A 17,349-nucleotide genomic window follows, 5' to 3' on the forward strand; every position below is an offset into this window, starting at 1 on the left:
ATACAAAAAATGCGGACGCGAACCCGGCCAATTAAACGAATAATGCCGGTCAACGTTGGCAACGTTGACCGGCATTATTCACTTGTACATTTACTTCTTTTTAGCAACAACTTTCTTGGCGGTCGTGGCCGGTTTCTTCGCGGTTGCCACGGGCTTCCGGGTCGCCGTAGCTGCTTTCGCTTTTGCCGGAGCGGCCTTCTTAGCGGGTGCTTTCCCCGCTGCCGGAGTCGGCTCGCCACCGGCCAGCTCTAAGCACTGCTCCAGCGTGAGGGTGGCGGGGTCGGTATCCTTCGGGATTTTGACGTTGCGCTTGCCCACCGCCAGATACGGCCCGTATTGTCCATTGACAACTTTTACGGCCGGGTTTTCCGGAAACTCCTTAATGTATTTGTTGGCTTCAGCCTGCCGCTTTTGCTGAATCAACTCAATGGCCCGGTCGAGCGAGAGCGTCGCCAGCGACTCGTTGCGGGGAATGGATATGTACTTGTCGTTATGCTTTACATATGGTCCAAAACGACCCTTACCGGTGGCTACCAGCGTCCCTTCATACTCACCCAGCGCTTCACTCACCGACTCGGCCCGCTTCTGCTGAATGAGTTCGATGGCGCGTTCGGCGGGGATTGTATACGGATCATCTTCCTTCGTAAGCGATACGTATTTGTTGTCGTGCTTCACGTATGGCCCGAATTTACCGATGCCAATGGTCATGGCATGATCCTCAAAGAATCCTACTTCGCGCGGCAGCGAGAACAGGTTCAGCGCATCGTCCAGCGAAATGGTTTCAATCAGCATCCCGTCGCGGAGGTTGGCATATTGCGGCTTTTCGTCGTCGGTTGCTTCGCCGATTTGCGCGTAGGCCCCGTACTTGCCCAACCGCGCCGACACTTTCTTGCCCGAGCGCGGATCGAGTCCCAACTCGCGGGCACCCGTCTTAAACGACACGCCCGACGACCCCTGAACATCTTCAATGTTCTTATGAAAATCGCCGTAGAAGCCTTCCAGCATCGTCTGCCAGTTCATCTTGCCATCGGCAATTTCGTCGAAATCCTTCTCCACCGTCGCCGTAAACTTGAAATCGACGATGTCGGGGAAGTACTCGACCAGAAAATCGTTGACGACAATACCCGTGTTGGTCGGGAAGAGTTTAGCTTTCTCGGAACCGAAATTCTCTTTGCCGCTCGTCTCGCTGATCTGGTCGCGTTGCAGCGTGTACTCCACAAATTTGCGCTCGGTGCCGGGCTTATCCTGCTTCACCACGTAACCCCGGTTGATAATCGTAGAGATCGTTGGCGCGTAGGTCGACGGACGGCCAATGCCCATTTCCTCTAATTTTTTCACTAAAGACGCTTCGGCGTAGCGTGGCTGCGGACGGGTAAATTTCTCGGTGGCTTTCATCTGACCGAGGTTCAAATCCTGCCCAATCTTAAGCGGGGGCAGCATTCCTTTCGCATCTTCGTCTTCCTCGTCGTCTTTCGACTCAAAGTACACGCGTAAAAAACCGTCAAACTTAACGACCTCGCCCTGCGCGATCAGCTCGGTGGGGAAGCGCTTTGTCTCAGATAGCCTTTGGCTGTCGTTGATTTCGGCAAATGGGCTATCGTCAACCGAAGCATCTGCCTGAATCGTTGTCGTATTGCCGTTCGCGAACTTAATGCCAATTGTGACCGTCGTGCGTTCGAGCTGGGCATCGGCCATTTGGGACGCAATGGCGCGTTTCCAGATCAGTTCGTAGAGCCGTTTCTGGTCGCGGTCGCCCCCGGCGTTGCGGTCGTTGAAGTTCGTTGGGCGGATGGCTTCGTGGGCTTCCTGCGCCGACTCGTTCTTATTCTTGAAGTGTCGGGTTTGAATGTATTTATCACCGAATTCGGTCGAGATTTCGGCTACGGCCTTGTCAACGGCTTCCTGCGAGAGGTTCAGCGAGTCGGTCCGCATGTACGAAATCTTACCGGCTTCGTACAGCCCCTGGGCAATTCGCATGGTCCGGTCCACCGAGTAGCCGAGTTTGCGGGAGGCTTCCTGCTGGAGCGTCGACGTCGTAAACGGCGGAGCGGGCGTTTTCTTGGCGGGCTTCGTCTCTAAACTTTTAATAGTATAAATCGCGCCCTTGCACTGTTCCAAAAACGCACGAGCCTCACCCGACGTCGCGAAGTTTTTGGGCAGTTCGGCGTTGAGCACTTTGCTGCCGTCCACGATAAACTGCGCCGTTACTTTAAACGACGACTTCGACTGGTGGCTGTCGATTTCGCGTTCGCGCTCGACCACCAACCGCAGCGCCACCGACTGCACGCGGCCCGCCGACAGGCTCTGTCCGCCTTTAATTTTGCGCCACAGCACCGGCGAAAGTTCATAGCCAACCAAGCGGTCAAGCACGCGCCGGGCCTGCTGCGCGTTGACTAAGTCGACGTCGATGGTGCGGGGCGATTTGATGGCGTTGAGGATGGCTGTTTTCGTAATCTCCCGGAAAACAATGCGCTTGGTGTTGTCGCGCAGGCCGAGGGCTTCCTTCAGGTGCCACGAGATAGCTTCACCCTCGCGGTCATCGTCCGTTGCCAGCCACACTTCGTCGGCCCCTTTTGCCAGTGCTTTAAGTTCACTAACTAATTTCTTCTTGTCCGGCGACACTTCGTAGGATGGGCGGAATCCATTGGATACGTCAACGGCCAGCCCGTCTTTGGGTAAATCGCGAACGTGACCAAAACTGGACTTCACCGTGAAGTCTTTGCCCAAGTAACCTTCGATGGTCTTTGCCTTCGCCGGCGACTCTACAATGACTAAGTTTTTCGACATGTTGTGTGTTCAGGTTGATACGGGATCCGAACTCTTGTTCCACCGTAACGTACGTCCAGATTTGAAACCAGTTTGCGCTTATCTAATTCAGGCCGGGCCAATCCAGGCGGGGCCAAATATAGGCGCAAACAACTTGACTTATGCAAACGCATAAACTACGTACGACAGGAAAAGACCGGAGGATTGCTTGTGTATAAGTAACGCTGTATGCCGTGGCAACGTTCGTTTTGTGGTCGGTAAGCTGCGGGCAAATCACCGTTTAAACGCTTTATTCCGGGCATTTTAAAAATAAATGACGGGTTCTGTGCAACTTGCTCTGACCACGCATCAATGCATTATGAACAAAACTCTGACCCTCGTCTGCTGGCTTTTGCTTACCGCCTGCTCCAAACCGGAGCCGAATGATACCACCGGGGCACAAACCCTGGAGCAGGCTACCCAAAAACTGGCTGCTCCCGATCAGGAAGCCCCGCCACCGGCGGTGGACGAACTGGCTCCTGAACCGTCTGGGCAACCGCCGGGTCCGGTAGCCACCAACCGTAAAATCATTCGTAACGCCCAACTGCGCATTCGCGTGAGTGACTTTGCCGCATCGGGCCGGGCCATCGACCAGGCCGTTCGGCAGGTAGGTGGGCAGACTGCCAGCTCCAACGAAACCAAGTCGGACAATACCATTGAAAATAGCCTGACCATCCGCGTACCGGCCGCCCGATTGGATGCTTTCATTGGCCTTGTGTTGAAGGAATCTATTTATCAGGATACGAAAACCATTACGGCTGAGGACGTTACGCGCCGGTATGTGGATGTTGAAGCCCGCATTCGGAGCAAAAAGGTGACGGAAGAAACCTACCTGCGACTGCTTAAACAGGCCCGCAATGTGGAGGACGTGCTGAAGATAGAGGAGCAGTTGGGCCAGATTCGGGAGGAGCGCGAAGTGCAGGAGGCCGAACTTCGTCAACTGAAGGATGAGGTAGCGCTAAGCACGGTCAACCTGACCTACTACCAGCAAACCGAAGCCGCACTACAGCCCGAAGAACCGTTTTACCGGCAGATTGTGAACAACCTGACCGATGGCTTTCGGTTGGTTGGTAACCTGTTCGTTAACGTATTTTATCTGCTGCCCCTTGGTTTACTCGTTGCCGGTGTGGTCTGGCTCGTTACGCGCTGGCGACGAAATTCCGTGAAAAAGTAGCTCCGCAGGGCTTAACCACCAGGAGGACCAAACCAAGCCGGGTCATCTCACTACGAGATGACCCGGCTTGGTTTGGTCCAAGAAACGCAATGCAGTCCGCTACTTGATGTCCCCGCGAATTTCACCCGCCGGAAACATCGTTGTGTGCAGATTAGCGTAGTAGAAGCCGTTGAGCAAACTGTCAACTCGCCCGTTCGTTGTCAACGTAGTTGTGCCGGTAATGGGAGAGGCTAAACTGGCAAACGGTATTTCAACCGGGCCGTTGCCGACTGTTGAGTTGGGCGTAATCCGGTGCAGGTGACCCATAACGGGCGTCAAACCCGAATACGTCACCGTGTAACTCAGTACACGGGTGGCCGGGTCAACTACGCCCACAAACGCACCCGTAGCCGATGAGGGTACCGCCATTGGACGTTCGGCGGCCCCGCTCAGAGTGGCAGTTAACTTGATCGGTCCATTCACCCGGATATTGCCCCGAATTTCACCCGCCGGGTACGCTGTTGTGTGCAGGTTGGCGTAATAGAACCCATTGATGAGGCTATCCACCCGGCCCATCGTTGTCAGGGTAGTTGTGCCGGTGATTGGGGAGCCTAAACTGGCAAACGGTATTTCGACCGGGCCGTTGCCGACTGTTGAGTTGGGCGTAATCCGGTGCAGGTGACCCATAACGGGCGTTAAACCCGAATACGTCACGGTATAGCTCAACACGCGGGTAGCCCGGTCAATAACCCCGACAAACGAGCCCGTCGCGGCCGTCGGCACCGACGTTGGTCGCTCAGCGGCCCCGCTCAGGGTGGCCACCAGCGAAATTTTTGCGTCAGCCGGAAACGATTGGTGATCGTTGCAACTGGTGAGGGTCAGGCATAGCGCCAACAGCGCAGCCACGGACAGAAATGTAGTTTTTTGGCTCATTGGGTAAGGTTGTGAATTCGTAAAGTTGTGTAATGTACACAGTATGTACGTGAATAGTGATAGAATGGTTGCTTGGGCAGACTGGTTTTTGTGAATCGTTTTCGGTTCATCGTTCACAGAACTTCTAAAACGAGTGATAATCTTCTAATTTTGACCCGCGAACCGGAATTCATTCTCCCCGTTCGTGGGTTATTTTGGTAGATAACCTCATTCAGTAACCGTTATCCCTTTCTTATTATGGCTTTTGACTTGGATATGATTCAGCGTGTGTACGCCAATCTCGGCGAACGCGTAGACGCAGCCCGGCAGGCAGTGGGCAAACCGCTGACCTTATCGGAAAAGATTTTATATAGTCACCTCTTTGCAGGTCCCGAAACAACGGGGGGCGGTGGCGCCGTGTCCGGTGAGCCGAATCGGGCGCTGCCTACTCAGGCTTTTGAGCGGGGAAAAGCCTACGTGGATTTCGCGCCCGACCGGGTGGCTATGCAAGACGCTACGGCTCAGATGGCCCTGTTGCAGTTCATGCAGGCCGGTCGTCCGAAGGTGGCGGTACCCTCTACGGTTCACTGCGACCATCTGATTCAGGCCGAAGTAGGGGCTGTTGAGGATCTGGATGTTGCCCGGAACAAAAACCGGGAAGTATATGATTTTCTGGCGTCCGTATCCAATAAATACGGTATTGGCTTCTGGAAACCCGGCGGGGGCATCATTCACCAGGTAGTGCTGGAAAATTACGCCTTTCCGGGCGGCATGATGATCGGTACCGATTCGCACACACCCATGGCCGGCGGCTTGGGCATGATTGCCATTGGCGTTGGTGGGGCCGATGCCTGCGACGTGATGGCGGGGCTGGCCTGGGAGTTGAAAATGCCAAAACTAATCGGCGTTAAACTGATTGGTAAGCTGAGCGGCTGGTCGTCGGCCAAAGACGTGATTCTGCGGGTGGCCGGTATCCTGACCGTGAAAGGTGGTACGGGCTGCATTGTGGAGTACTTTGGCGAGGGTGCCGAAACCCTGTCGGCGGCCGGTAAAGGCACCATCTGCAACATGGGCGCTGAAATTGGCGCCACGACCTCTATCTTCGGCTACGATGAGAAGATGGCCGACTACCTGCGGGCTACCTCCCGCGCTGACATTGCCGACGCAGCCGATGCGGTGCGGGCGCATCTGCGCTCCGACGACGAGGTCTATTCCGACCCGGCCACGTACTATGACCAACTCATTGAAATTGACCTGTCCGAACTGGAGCCGCACGTTAATGGTCCCTTCACGCCTGACCTGGCGTGGCCGCTATCGAACTTTGCCAAAGCCGTTCGCGATAATAATTGGCCCGAGAAATTAGAAGTCGGTCTGATTGGTTCCTGCACCAACTCCAGCTACGAAGACCTGACCCGGTCGGCGTCGATAGCCGCTCAGGCCACGAGCAAAGGGCTGAAGGTGAAGTCGGAGTTCACCGTAACACCCGGTTCGGAACTGGTGCGGTTCACCGCTGAGCGCGATGGGCTGCTGGGCACGTTTGAAGAGATGGGAGGAGTCGTGCTGGCCAACGCCTGTGGTCCCTGTATTGGACAGTGGGCGCGGCACATGGACGACCCAACCCGTAAAAACTCCATCATCACCTCGTTCAACCGCAATTTCGCCAAACGCAACGACGGCAACGCCAGTACACATGCCTTCGTGGCGTCGCCCGAAATCGTGACGGCTTTTGCCATTGCCGGTGACCTGACGTTTAATCCCATGACCGACACGCTGACCAATGAAGCCGGGGAGCAGGTTATGCTCGACGAGCCGGTAGGCATTGAGCAGCCCGTGAAAGGCTACGCCGTCGATGATGCGGGCTATCAGGCTCCGGCCGAAGATGGCTCCGGCGTGAATGTGCTGGTTTCGCCCACCTCCGACCGGCTTCAACTACTGGCCCCATTCCTGGTTTGGGAGGGCACGGACCTGACGGGGCTGAAACTGCTCATCAAAGCCAAGGGCAAGTGTACCACCGACCATATTTCGATGGCCGGGCCGTGGCTGAAGTACCGCGGGCACTTAGACAACATCTCGAACAACATGCTGATTGGCGCGGTGAACTACTACACCGAAAAGACCAATAGCGTCAAAAACCAACTAACGGGCGAATATGGCGAAGTACCGGCCGTGCAGCGGGCTTACAAAGCGGCCGGAATTGGATCAGTCGTGGTGGGTGACGAGAACTACGGCGAAGGTTCCTCCCGCGAACACGCGGCCATGGAACCGCGTTTCCTCGGCGTTCGGGCCATACTGGTGCGGTCGTTCGCCCGGATTCACGAAACGAACCTGAAAAAGCAGGGCATGCTGGCCCTCACCTTTGCCAACCCCGCCGACTATGACAAGGTGCAAGAAGACGATACCATCGACATCGAGGGCCTGACGGAGTTCGCGCCGGGCCGCCCGCTCGAAATCGTGCTGCACCACGCCGATGGCAGCATGGACGAGTTTATGGTGAATCACACCTACAACGAAGGTCAGATCGAGTGGTTCAAAGCGGGTGCCGCCCTGAACATTATCCGGATGAAGCAAAGTGTGTAAGTGACTTTAGTAATGCTGACGGTATAAACCCGGCTGATTACCCATTGAGGGCGATTGGCCGGGTTTATTTACGATTAGACAACAAAAAAGCCACTCCGCAGGGCGAAGGGGCTTTCATCACTTTTTCTTAACCTAAATGCAGACCAACTGTACTTTGTTGGGATGTGACTACTCACTGAACTCAATGGTACGCACTGATTTCGGCGTAAACACACTAACTTGCTTCAGAATGCTACCCTCAGCCGACTTGATTTCCAGCGTGTAAATCCCGTCGTTCACCTCGCTCATGTCGAACAACAGGGCCGCTTTGTCGTCTTTCTTGGCAACGATACCGCTGAACAAAATGTGTTTCTTTTGATCCAGCAACTGCACCGATACGGTGCCGGGAACAGTTTTCTGCACGGCCAGTCTAATTTTTCCCTGCCGTGTTACAAAGACACTGGTATCGAACGAGGTGGGTTTGGTGGGAGCCTCCGGATTGGCAAAGAGCGTGGTGGCACTAATAAAGAGTCCACCGATCAGATTTTTGCAACCGGTTAACGCACTGGCTTGGGTAAGGAAGTTAATCATGGCTTTAGTTGTTTTTTGTTGTTTACTGTTCTTCCTTACTATGCCAAACGACGTGCCATAAAATCAACTGGTTGATTATCAGTAATGTGCTACATTTCGCGTTGTATTTTTTGTACGAAATCGGACAGCCATTGTTCGGAAATGAACGTTTTGTGCGGACACTCGCAAGCTAACCCGGACACAAACTGCCCCGCGAACCGAGGCTTCGCATAGTTCCTGGCCGAGAACTGCTGCATGACGTTTCAATTGGCTTAATTTTGTGCTGTCTGCTTACTAATCATTAGTACTCGTTTGATTCCCGCCGTCGACGCCCTGCTCAAAGACATCCGCAACAAGCGGATCGAACCCGTTTATCTCCTTCACGGCGACGAGCCGTTTTACCTCGACCGCATTGCCGACGAACTCGAAAAAGTGGCTGTGCCGGTAGCTGAGCGTGGATTCAACCAGTTTGTGTTATTTGGACGGGACACCGACGTTGGGGCCGTTATGAACTACGCCCGGCGCTATCCGTTCATGGCTGAGCGGCAGTTGGTGCTCGTTAAAGAAGCCCAGCAACTGACCGGCATCAACGATAAGTCGGCTCAGACGCTGCTCGAAGATTACGCCCTGAACCCGCTGTCCAGCACGATTCTGATGCTGTGCTTCACCAAAGAAGAAGGCAAGTCGGCTTTGGACGAACGCAAGGCCTGGGTGAAAGCCTTCGGAGCGAAGGGCAAACTATTAGGCGTCAAAAAACTCTACGACAATAAGATACCGGATTGGGTAGGGGAGTACTGCCGCGAGCAGGGCGCCAAAGTCAGTCCCAAAGCCTGCCAGCTCCTGGCCGATCACATCGGCAACGACCTCAAGCGGTTGGCCAGCGAGATCGACAAAATCCTGATTAACCTGCACGTCGGCGAGGAAATTTCGGCTGCTACGGTCGAGCGGCTGGTCGGTATCAGCAAAGAGTATAACGTGTTTGAACTGCAAAAAGCGCTCGTCCAGCGCGATGTGCTCAAAGCTAACCGTATCATTGACTATTTCGCCCGGAATGCCAAAGACAACCCGCTGGTCGTAATTCTGGCGCAGTTGTTCGGGTACTTCAGCAAGGTGTTGCAGGTGCAGGCCAGCAAAGACCAAACCGACAAGGGCCTGGCTCCGCTGCTGGGTGTGAACCCGTTTTTCGTGAAGGACTACCTGTCGGCGGCCCGCACGTTTCCGCTCCCCAAAGTAGCCGCTATTCTTCACGCCATCCGCATCGCCGACGCCCGCAGCAAGGGCATCGACGCCCCCACCATGACCGAGGGCGATATTCTGCGCGAGTTGGTGTTCGAGGTGCTGCACTAAACGGAAGGTGCGAAAAATGCGTTACCTTGTCGGCCAATGATGGAACCCACCGTTGATAAGCCCGATTACATTAAGGAACGTTTGAAGTTTGAAACTGAATTTTTCAAGCAATCAGCCACCCTGTTTTTGTTAGTTGGGTCTGGAACGACGCACTATTTTCGTTCGGTTTGTGAGCACGACAAATTGGCTTGACGGCTTGGTCATCCTCATTGGGACGTTAATTTCAGCCGCGATCGTTGCCGTTTTGCGTCGAAAGCACAGAGTAATTTATAGGTTGATTGATGATCTTAACCGGTTGTAATTATGAATGAGTTACTAATAGGTCAGGTGGTTGGTGTGAGCGGTTTGTTGGCAATGGCCGGGATCATTCTGTGGTTTCTGAGGGGCGTTGAGAAGGACGACCGCGAAATCAACAAGGATTGGTACAAGCGTCATAATATGTAGGCGTACGATGATAAACGAATGCCCGAAGCCGCTCCCAATAACTGGGGCGGCTTCGTTTGTTAAGGCAAACAGCCACCCAATGGGCTTGTCAGTACTGGTAAATAACCCATCGTTCGCGACAATTATCCCATTTTGTACTATTTTTGCAACTGTGTTGCACTGAACGGTGCGCTTTTGCAGTAGGTTATGAAACGAGTAGCGGTGTTTGTTGGTCAAATCTGCCTGGTCATTGCATTCATCATTAGCCACAACAGTCAGGCGCAAACGACCTGCTCAACGACCCTGACCGGCCAGATTGTGGCGCGGGATACCCACGAACCGCTCGTGGGCGCAACGGCCTCGATTCGCGGACTGACCACCGGTACCGTTGCCGACACGGCGGGGTACTTTCGGCTGCCTGCGCTCTGCCCCGGACAGTACATCGTCGACTACCAGTTTGTAGGCTATAAACCGACGTCTCAGGTAGTGACGGTTGGCGAATCCACCGCACCGGCGGACCGGCCGGGTGTCGATTCGGCGATGGTCCTGGCTCCCGTGCAATTGGTTGCGGATAATCAAACCTTGCAGGAAGTCGTCGTGACGGAGCGACGCTCGGAAGCGCAGCAGCTTCTTCAGGTGCAAACTTCCCTAACCGGCCCCGCGCTCGACGCCACGCGCGGGCAGTCGCTTGGGGAGAGCCTAAAGACGCTGCCCGGCTTATACACGATTCAAACGGGGCCGTCCATTTCTAAGCCTGTCATTCACGGACTGTACAGCAACCGGATCGTGACGCTTAACAACGGCGTTCGGCAGGAGGACCAGCAGTGGGGCAGCGAACACGCCCCGCAAATCGACCCATTTCTGGCGTCGCGGCTGACGGTTATCAAAGGCGCGGCCAGCATCCGCTACGGCTCCGATGCCATTGGCGGGGTAATTCTGGTGGAACCTAAAGCGATGCCGACGGTGCCCGGTCTTGGGGGCGAATTGAACGTTGTGGGTGGTACCAACGGGCGGCAGGGTACGTTGTCCGGTTACGTTGAGCAGGCGCTGACACGCGCACCGGGCCTGAGCTGGCGGTTACAGGGCACACTGAAACGCGCTGGCTACGCCAAAACGCCAAATTACTACCTCGAAAACAGCAGTTACCACGAGAACAACGTATCCGGTACGCTCAGCTACAGTCGCCATAGAATTGGCGCTGAGGTATTCTATTCGCAGTTCTACACTAAAGTTGGCTTGTTCAGCGGGGCGCAGGTTGGTAGTCTGGCTGATTTCTACGCAGCCATTGCCCGCTCCGAACCGCTCCGTCAGCCGGGTTTTTCCTACGCCCTGAACCGGCCCTACCAGCAGGTGCAGCATAATTTACTGAAGGTGCGGGCATTTATGCGGTTCGACCGGTGGGGAACGCTGACGGCTACCGTTGCGCGGCAGCAAAACCTCCGGCGCGAATACGACGTGCTGGCCTTTAGCCGCTCGACCGACCCGGAGCTGTATCTGAAATTAGTGACTCAAACCGCCGATCTGATGTGGGAGCACAGCCCCGTCAAGACCGCCGACGGAGACCCCCGGCACGTTGGTCGGTTTTCGGGCAGTGTTGGTTTCAATGGCATCACGCAGGGAAATGTCCGGCGGTTTCTGTTCCTGATCCCAAACTACCGTAACTACGGCGCGGGTCTCTTCGCCATTGAGCGGTACATCCGTAACCAGTGGACGGTTGAAGCTGGAATTCGATACGACTACCGCTGGCTGCGGGCGTTCTTTCTGGACCAGCCGACTAACACCGTAACCGCCCGCACCCGCAACTGGCGCAACGCGACGGGTTCGCTGGGGGCTACGTATCAAGTTAATGCGCAGCTATCCGTGTCGGGCAATCTCAGCACCGCCTGGCGGGCTCCCAACGTGAGTGATTTGTATTCCGATGGGCTGCATCAGAGCGCCGTTGCCTACGAACGGGGCAACCCGAATTTGAAACCCGAACAAGCGTATAACATGAACGTGTCGGTTGAATACACGAGTCAGCGGCTCTATGTAGACTTGAATCTGTACGCCAATCGGATCGAGAATTATATCTACCTCAAACCCGATTCGGTTCCCATCGTGCGGCAGCGGGGGGCATTCCCGGCGTATTCCTACCGCCAGGTGGCGGCTACCTTCCGGGGAGTTGATGCCACAATCCGCTATAAACTAACGAACCGGCTGACATTCAGTTCTAAAACGTCGCTGCTATTCGCTTACGATCATACAAACCGCGACTACTTAGTCTACATCCCCCCAAATCGCACGGATAATGGGCTGCGCTACGAGTTAGGTAACCGGCAGATAACCGGTGTAAAGCGCATATCAGGCCTTTTTATTAGCCTGACGAATCAGTATGTGGCACAACAGAATCGGGTGCCAACTGTGGCGCAGCAACAGGAGAACGGACGGATCATCTTTACGGGTGATTTTGCACCACCCCCGGCCGCCTATGCCCTTGTGGGGGCTGAAACTGGTTTCTCATGGCGAGTGAACCGCCAGTCGGTGAACGTCATTCTAACCGGCACAAACCTGCTCAACCGGGCCTACCGCGACTACTTGGATCGTTTCCGGTATTTCGCCGATGAGCCGGGGCGCACGGTTATGCTCATACTGAAGTGGCCGCTGGTGCTGGCCAACAGTCGCTGAATACCCTTGTCTACCAGTTCGAATTGACCATGAACATCAAAAGCTGCGCTTATCGCTAATTTTTGGCGTGAGTGGATATAACTATTGAAGGGGCTCCCCGAAACAGGCCAATAGGCTGTTTCGGGGAGCCCCTTCGTTTTTCACCAGTTAGTATCAACAAGCGAACCCTATTTGAAGCCACCCACAAGCAGAATACTTTACAGAGCATCCAAACTGTGTAACGCCATCGTCTGAGTCAGGAATTCTACCAATCATGCTTAAAATCAGGCTGCAAATGGAATTTAGGTTAATCAAAACTGATTTTGTGTGACTCCATGTTGACAAATATTCACACAACTATCAGAATTGTGAATAATCTTATGAAAAGTAGTATAATACTAAACCATAAATTATTAAATATAATAGTTTTTTTATGTTACTGTATATAATAATAAGTAAAATTATAGACTATATATAGTTCAATAAGTTATAGTTAGATTTACCAAATAATTTTATAGTAAAAACTCTAAAATCAATTTATCAATTAAAGATTGTGCGCAAACAGGCATAGCTCTAATATTATGTTGAAAAGGAAATAACAATGGTGCCACTAATTTAATTTTAATCGTATGTTATATATACGGTTATAACCTGATAAATGGATTTAATCCATATTATCTATTCAAAAAAACTAACTATAGTCACATTGGATATAATGGCTGTGTAAGTAACCAGGCGTTTATATAATAGTGTGATCAATTAATAGTCAATGTATTCAACTATGAATCAGACCGTTTAGCTGTCTAAACTGAGAAATTAATACTTATTAGATAAGTGTTAATTGAATTTATTGTTGAATAATTATAATCATCCAACTTAAAGATTGCGCTCATGATGACAGAGATGTATCCCAAAGCTCTATTCTCAATGTCAACTCCTTCAATTGTCTGGATGGAAGGAGACGGAAATTACACGCGTGTACACTTATCAACTGGAAGAGTTGAGTTGTTGCCCTGGACATTGAAAGTTTTATCCAGTAAATTACCTGATTTCGTGCGGGTTCATAAATCAAGCTTAGTAAATCCACAATACGTGGGTGAACTCAAGAGTAGAGGATACAGAGATTATTATGTAAGGTTGAGCAGTGGGCAGATATTGTCAGTTTCCCGAAAACGAATTCACCAAACTGCCGTGAAACTGAATATGCCTTTACCTGAATGCTGATAGTAAGGCAAAACGCGTACAAGGCTGATTTCGTACAAGGATCTTTTTAGACAAACCTGATCTTTCAGACGGGCTGTCAAGGTTATTTCGACTAATCGAAAGCTGATAGATTGAATAGTTGGTTTTTTGTAAAATCAATTAAAAAACACCTGAGAATCGATTGTTAAACAGATGATATAAAGAAATAGAATCGGATGACTGATTTGTCATCAGTGTTATCATCGTCAAGTAGCGTTTAACTATTCACGTTAATGCCCAAGAGAACTCGTTAACGAAAATTTTGCAGTTTTAAAGCAGCTACAAGTTTTCAACTAAAATTTGTAGCTAAACTCAACTAAGTTATAAAAATAGATTATGAAATTGTTTTTTACTCACTTAATTATCATAGTTAATCTCGTAGTTCAAATTACGACGATGGTTTACGGGCAAGGTCAGATCAATTGTAATTGTGATTTGACAATAACCAAAAGCGGCATCTATTCGGGAAAAGATACGGCAATACAACCTGGCCAGACCGTCTGCATTCAGGCAGGGACATACACCCATCTATACTTCAATAATTTCATCGGCACGGACAAAAAACCGATTCGCTTTGTGAACTGTGGTGGACAGGTAGTGCTAAATTCTGATAAACTTCCGGCAGGTCTTCAATTCTACGGTTGTAAGAATTTTGTTGTTTCCGGTGCCGGATCAGCCGAACATACGTATGGATTATTAATCGTAAAATCAGCACCGGGCACTCAGGCGCTTCGTGTAGAAAATAAAAGTACAGACTGTGAGATTGAACACGTAGAAATTGCCGGTGCCGGGTTTGCCGGAATAATGGTCAAAACTGACCCAACGTGTGACTCAACTACCTGGCGTGACCGCTTCATGATGCGCAACGTGGACATTCATCACAACTACATTCATGACACGGATGCTGAAGGGATGTATGTGGGTAGCGCGTTCTGGAATGAAGGCCACCAAACGAAATGCAACGGAGTTGATAAGCGGGTGCTTCCTCATAACATCTACGGGTTAAAAATTCATCATAACATCACGGAACGTACTGGTGCTGAGGGAATTCAGTATGCAGCGGCTTTTGATGCTGAAGTACACCATAACATTGTCAGGGCGAGTGGCCGGTCACCGTTTGCCACTTTTCAGAACAATGGAATACAGATAGGAGGAGGGGTAAGTGGCCGTTTCTACAACAACCAGATATTCGATACACCGGGCGTCGGAATTATATTAATAGGCAACTTGGGAAACACAAAGGTGTTTAACAACTTAGTCGTAAACAGCGGCACAAATGGTATTTTTTGTGACGACCGTCCCGGCTCGATTGTCAATGCACCAATGGAATTTCTGAACAACACGATTGTTAATTCCGGTGAAGAAGTAATAAAGCTGTATAATGAAATTAACAACAATATAATTTCAAACAATATCATGTCGGCTGTTGGCAAAGGTCGGAAATTTGTGAGTTTTAGTCAGGGCGCTACGGCTAAGCAAAATGCTAATTTTATGACCGCTGTTACTGATTCGGTGGGATTCGCTGATCGTAATAAAGGTGATTTTCGTCTGGCTAACACATCAGCACTAATAGACAAAGGTTCTGGCCAATTTGTCGACCAGCTTGCATTTGATCTCGACGGTAATCAACGACTTATTGGATCAAACGTTGACATTGGTGCCTACGAATATCATCCCGTAACAGATCAGATTTTCACACTGTACCCATCTCCCTGCGATGATCAGCTTTACGTATGGTCGAATCAGTTGTTAGATCAAATCTCCGTGTTCAACTTATCGGGTACAACGTTGATTCAATTTAATGTCTCACCTGCCGATGCGTTTAATTTATCACTACAGTCACTGCCCACTGGTGTATATATACTGCGTGCAAAAACAGCAACGGGATACGTCTCTAAACGTTTTGCCAAACGCTGATCAGGAGTAACAAGCATTTTTTAGTTGTCATTAATTAACAAAAAATTAAAATTTACACATCAACTCACCCTGAAAGATGAAACATTATTTCTCTTCTCAATCGTCGCTATTACAAACATTGTTGTTAGTTGATGAAGATCATTTTATTGCCCGTATTCTGGGTCAAACCCTAAATTCAGAGTTCAGAATTAAACACGCTCAGAATGGAATAGAAGCCATGCACTGGCTCGAACAGGGCAATTCGGCTAATGTAATAATCACGGAGTTAAACATGGCCCAGCTCGATGGTCGAAAGCTTATCAGGCTCATTCGGGATAGTACTTTCTTTAAAGATTTACCAATTATTGTTCTATCGGATAATGATGACAGCACTACCCGTATTGAGTGTCTTGAAAGTGGAGCCGATGGGTATTTGGCTAAACCATTTAATCCGCTCGAAGTGAAAGCAAAAGTCCGTGCCGTACTTCGTCGCTCTCAATCCGGCCTGTAAATTAGTTTGCATTGGTGCAGTACTTCTTCAACGTTGTGGGTGGCTGCCCGGTAACGTTGAACAAAAGCTGAATTATAATCCTCTCCTTATGAAAACCTACGGACTTCCATTATCAGCTACTAAATTCCTGATCGTTTATCTTGAGCAAAATCCCGCGCTCATCGCTCAGTTTGTATACAATTTTGGTCAACAGGCATCCATAATTCTGTTTGATACTACCGATGACACGTTAGAATGGATTCAGGCAGGTAATTGGGCTGATTTGGTAATTGCAAACAATCGTCTGGGAGGAATAGCGCTGCTCGAAAAAATGCAGACTGACGGCGGTTCTTATTTTCTGCCGGTTATCCTGACTGCTAAAATTGTGACGCCTGAGCTACAGGAGAGTGCTTACCGCCTACAGGCACTTGAGGTTTTTTCTCTCGAATCAGATACCGAAAAACTCAAGTTTCGGGTTGACTACTTAATTCAGAAAAAAGCATACTTCAACTCAGCAACGCAACTGGCCGATCTGGATTTACCGAAAGCACAAATGCCTTTTTGGAAACGGTTTTTGGACGTGGTCGTTTCACTGTCTGTTTTAACGGCCCTTTCTCCCGTATTAATTACGGCGGCAATGCTGATCTTCATTGAATCGCCTGGTCCGGTTTTATACCGTTCAAAACGAGTTGGCCGGGATTTTAAGGTATTCAATATGTACAAATTCCGCAGTATGCGACTTAATGCGGACAAATTACTTTCGGGAATGGCTGCGCATAACATTTACAATTCCGCCGAACCCGCCATCGCTCCGAACACCCGCTGCGAAAATTGCCAGCGCCTGGATATACCGTGTCAGAATCCATTGTTCCTGCAGGAAACGCTGATTTGCGAGCGTGAGCATTTACGGGCCAAAAAAGCAGGGGCCGTGTTCGTTAAGTTTCGCAATGACCCCCGTATCACGCGTTTAGGGAGCATTTTGCGCAATAGCAGCATTGATGAACTGCCCCAGCTTTTCAATATTCTGCGGGGCGACATGTCGTTGGTTGGCAATCGTCCGCTGCCCTTTTATGAGGCCGAGCGGCTCACCATGGCCACCTGTGCGCAGCGCTTTGCGGCACCAGCCGGGCTAACGGGACTCTGGCAGGTGACAAAACGGGGTAAGTCGCAGGGTGTGGTATCCGATTCAGAGCGGGTTCAACTCGATATTAAATACGCCGAGCATTTCTCGTTTCGCACGGATTTAGACATCCTGTTTAAGACCGTAACGGCTGTTTGGCAGCGGGAAAACGTGTGAAAATGGTCACGCAAA

Annotated in this window: 12 protein-coding genes; 9 read left to right on the forward strand and 3 right to left on the reverse strand. The window is 51.1% G+C overall.

Annotated features, from left to right (window positions below; translation table 11 throughout):
* Positions 1-90 precede the first annotated feature (90 nt).
* Positions 91-2,787 (reverse strand): type I DNA topoisomerase, encoded by a 2,697-nt coding sequence (topA, locus tag ACYVHB_RS02845; RefSeq protein WP_461049420.1) that lies wholly within the window; start codon positions 2,785-2,787, stop codon positions 91-93.
* Between the two features lie 337 nt (positions 2,788-3,124).
* On the opposite strand from topA, the gene ACYVHB_RS02850 reads away from it, so the two are divergent.
* The gene (locus ACYVHB_RS02850; protein WP_461049422.1) at positions 3,125-3,979 is read left to right on the forward strand and encodes a DUF4349 domain-containing protein; all 855 of its coding nucleotides are present in this window, start codon (positions 3,125-3,127) and stop codon (positions 3,977-3,979) included.
* A gap of 99 nt (positions 3,980-4,078) precedes the next feature.
* Here ACYVHB_RS02850 and ACYVHB_RS02855 read toward each other — a convergent pair whose 3' ends face one another.
* Positions 4,079-4,891, reverse strand: coding sequence for a CHRD domain-containing protein (locus tag ACYVHB_RS02855; protein ID WP_461049424.1), 813 nt, complete (start codon positions 4,889-4,891; stop codon positions 4,079-4,081).
* A gap of 237 nt (positions 4,892-5,128) precedes the next feature.
* On the opposite strand from ACYVHB_RS02855, the gene ACYVHB_RS02860 reads away from it, so the two are divergent.
* Entirely contained in the window at positions 5,129-7,447 is a 2,319-nt protein-coding gene (locus ACYVHB_RS02860) for an aconitate hydratase (RefSeq protein ID WP_461049426.1), read from the forward strand.
* Positions 7,448-7,615: 168 nt separating this feature from the next.
* Here the strand turns inward: ACYVHB_RS02860 and ACYVHB_RS02865 are convergent, their stop codons facing one another.
* Positions 7,616-8,017 (reverse strand): hypothetical protein, encoded by a 402-nt coding sequence (locus tag ACYVHB_RS02865; protein ID WP_461049428.1) that lies wholly within the window; start codon positions 8,015-8,017, stop codon positions 7,616-7,618.
* 291 nt (positions 8,018-8,308) lie between these two features.
* Here ACYVHB_RS02865 and holA point away from each other — a divergent pair, with 291 nt between their 5' ends.
* The 7 genes from holA to ACYVHB_RS02900 all read left to right on the forward strand — a co-directional run bounded on the left by holA (position 8,309) and on the right by ACYVHB_RS02900 (position 17,334).
* Positions 8,309-9,343 carry a DNA polymerase III subunit delta gene (gene holA / locus ACYVHB_RS02870; RefSeq protein ID WP_461049429.1) on the forward strand — a complete coding sequence of 345 codons (1,035 nt, stop codon included), beginning with the start codon at positions 8,309-8,311 and terminating at the stop codon, positions 9,341-9,343.
* A gap of 303 nt (positions 9,344-9,646) precedes the next feature.
* A complete protein-coding gene (locus ACYVHB_RS02875) occupies positions 9,647-9,787 on the forward strand; it encodes a hypothetical protein (protein ID WP_461049431.1) in 141 nt (46 codons plus the stop codon).
* A gap of 186 nt (positions 9,788-9,973) precedes the next feature.
* Entirely contained in the window at positions 9,974-12,430 is a 2,457-nt protein-coding gene (locus ACYVHB_RS02880) for a TonB-dependent receptor (RefSeq protein WP_461049432.1), read from the forward strand.
* Between the two features lie 906 nt (positions 12,431-13,336).
* The gene (locus ACYVHB_RS02885) at positions 13,337-13,633 is read left to right on the forward strand and encodes a LytR/AlgR family response regulator transcription factor (protein WP_461050018.1); all 297 of its coding nucleotides are present in this window, start codon (positions 13,337-13,339) and stop codon (positions 13,631-13,633) included.
* Positions 13,634-13,987: 354 nt separating this feature from the next.
* On the forward strand, positions 13,988-15,568 hold the full coding sequence (locus ACYVHB_RS02890; RefSeq protein WP_461049433.1) for a T9SS type A sorting domain-containing protein: 1,581 nt from the start codon (positions 13,988-13,990) through the stop codon (positions 15,566-15,568).
* Between the two features lie 76 nt (positions 15,569-15,644).
* Positions 15,645-16,058 (forward strand): response regulator transcription factor, encoded by a 414-nt coding sequence (locus ACYVHB_RS02895; protein ID WP_461049435.1) that lies wholly within the window; start codon positions 15,645-15,647, stop codon positions 16,056-16,058.
* 88 nt (positions 16,059-16,146) lie between these two features.
* Positions 16,147-17,334, forward strand: coding sequence for a sugar transferase (locus ACYVHB_RS02900; protein ID WP_461049437.1), 1,188 nt, complete (start codon positions 16,147-16,149; stop codon positions 17,332-17,334).
* The last annotated feature ends 15 nt before the right edge of the window (positions 17,335-17,349 follow it).

This window comes from Spirosoma arcticum (genome assembly GCF_054779955.1).

Coding starts and splice junctions, on each gene's coding strand:
- topA (WP_461049420.1), bottom strand. CDS start 2,787: ATGTCGAAAAACTTAGTCATTGTAGAGTCGCCGGCGAAGGCAAAGACC.
- ACYVHB_RS02860 (WP_461049426.1), top strand. CDS start 5,129: ATGGCTTTTGACTTGGATATGATTCAGCGTGTGTACGCCAATCTCGGC.
- ACYVHB_RS02875 (WP_461049431.1), top strand. CDS start 9,647: ATGAATGAGTTACTAATAGGTCAGGTGGTTGGTGTGAGCGGTTTGTTG.
- ACYVHB_RS02880 (WP_461049432.1), top strand. CDS start 9,974: ATGAAACGAGTAGCGGTGTTTGTTGGTCAAATCTGCCTGGTCATTGCA.
- ACYVHB_RS02850 (WP_461049422.1), top strand. CDS start 3,125: ATGAACAAAACTCTGACCCTCGTCTGCTGGCTTTTGCTTACCGCCTGC.
- ACYVHB_RS02900 (WP_461049437.1), top strand. CDS start 16,147: ATGAAAACCTACGGACTTCCATTATCAGCTACTAAATTCCTGATCGTT.
- ACYVHB_RS02865 (WP_461049428.1), bottom strand. CDS start 8,017: ATGATTAACTTCCTTACCCAAGCCAGTGCGTTAACCGGTTGCAAAAAT.
- ACYVHB_RS02885 (WP_461050018.1), top strand. CDS start 13,337: ATGTCAACTCCTTCAATTGTCTGGATGGAAGGAGACGGAAATTACACG.
- ACYVHB_RS02855 (WP_461049424.1), bottom strand. CDS start 4,891: ATGAGCCAAAAAACTACATTTCTGTCCGTGGCTGCGCTGTTGGCGCTA.
- ACYVHB_RS02890 (WP_461049433.1), top strand. CDS start 13,988: ATGAAATTGTTTTTTACTCACTTAATTATCATAGTTAATCTCGTAGTT.
- ACYVHB_RS02895 (WP_461049435.1), top strand. CDS start 15,645: ATGAAACATTATTTCTCTTCTCAATCGTCGCTATTACAAACATTGTTG.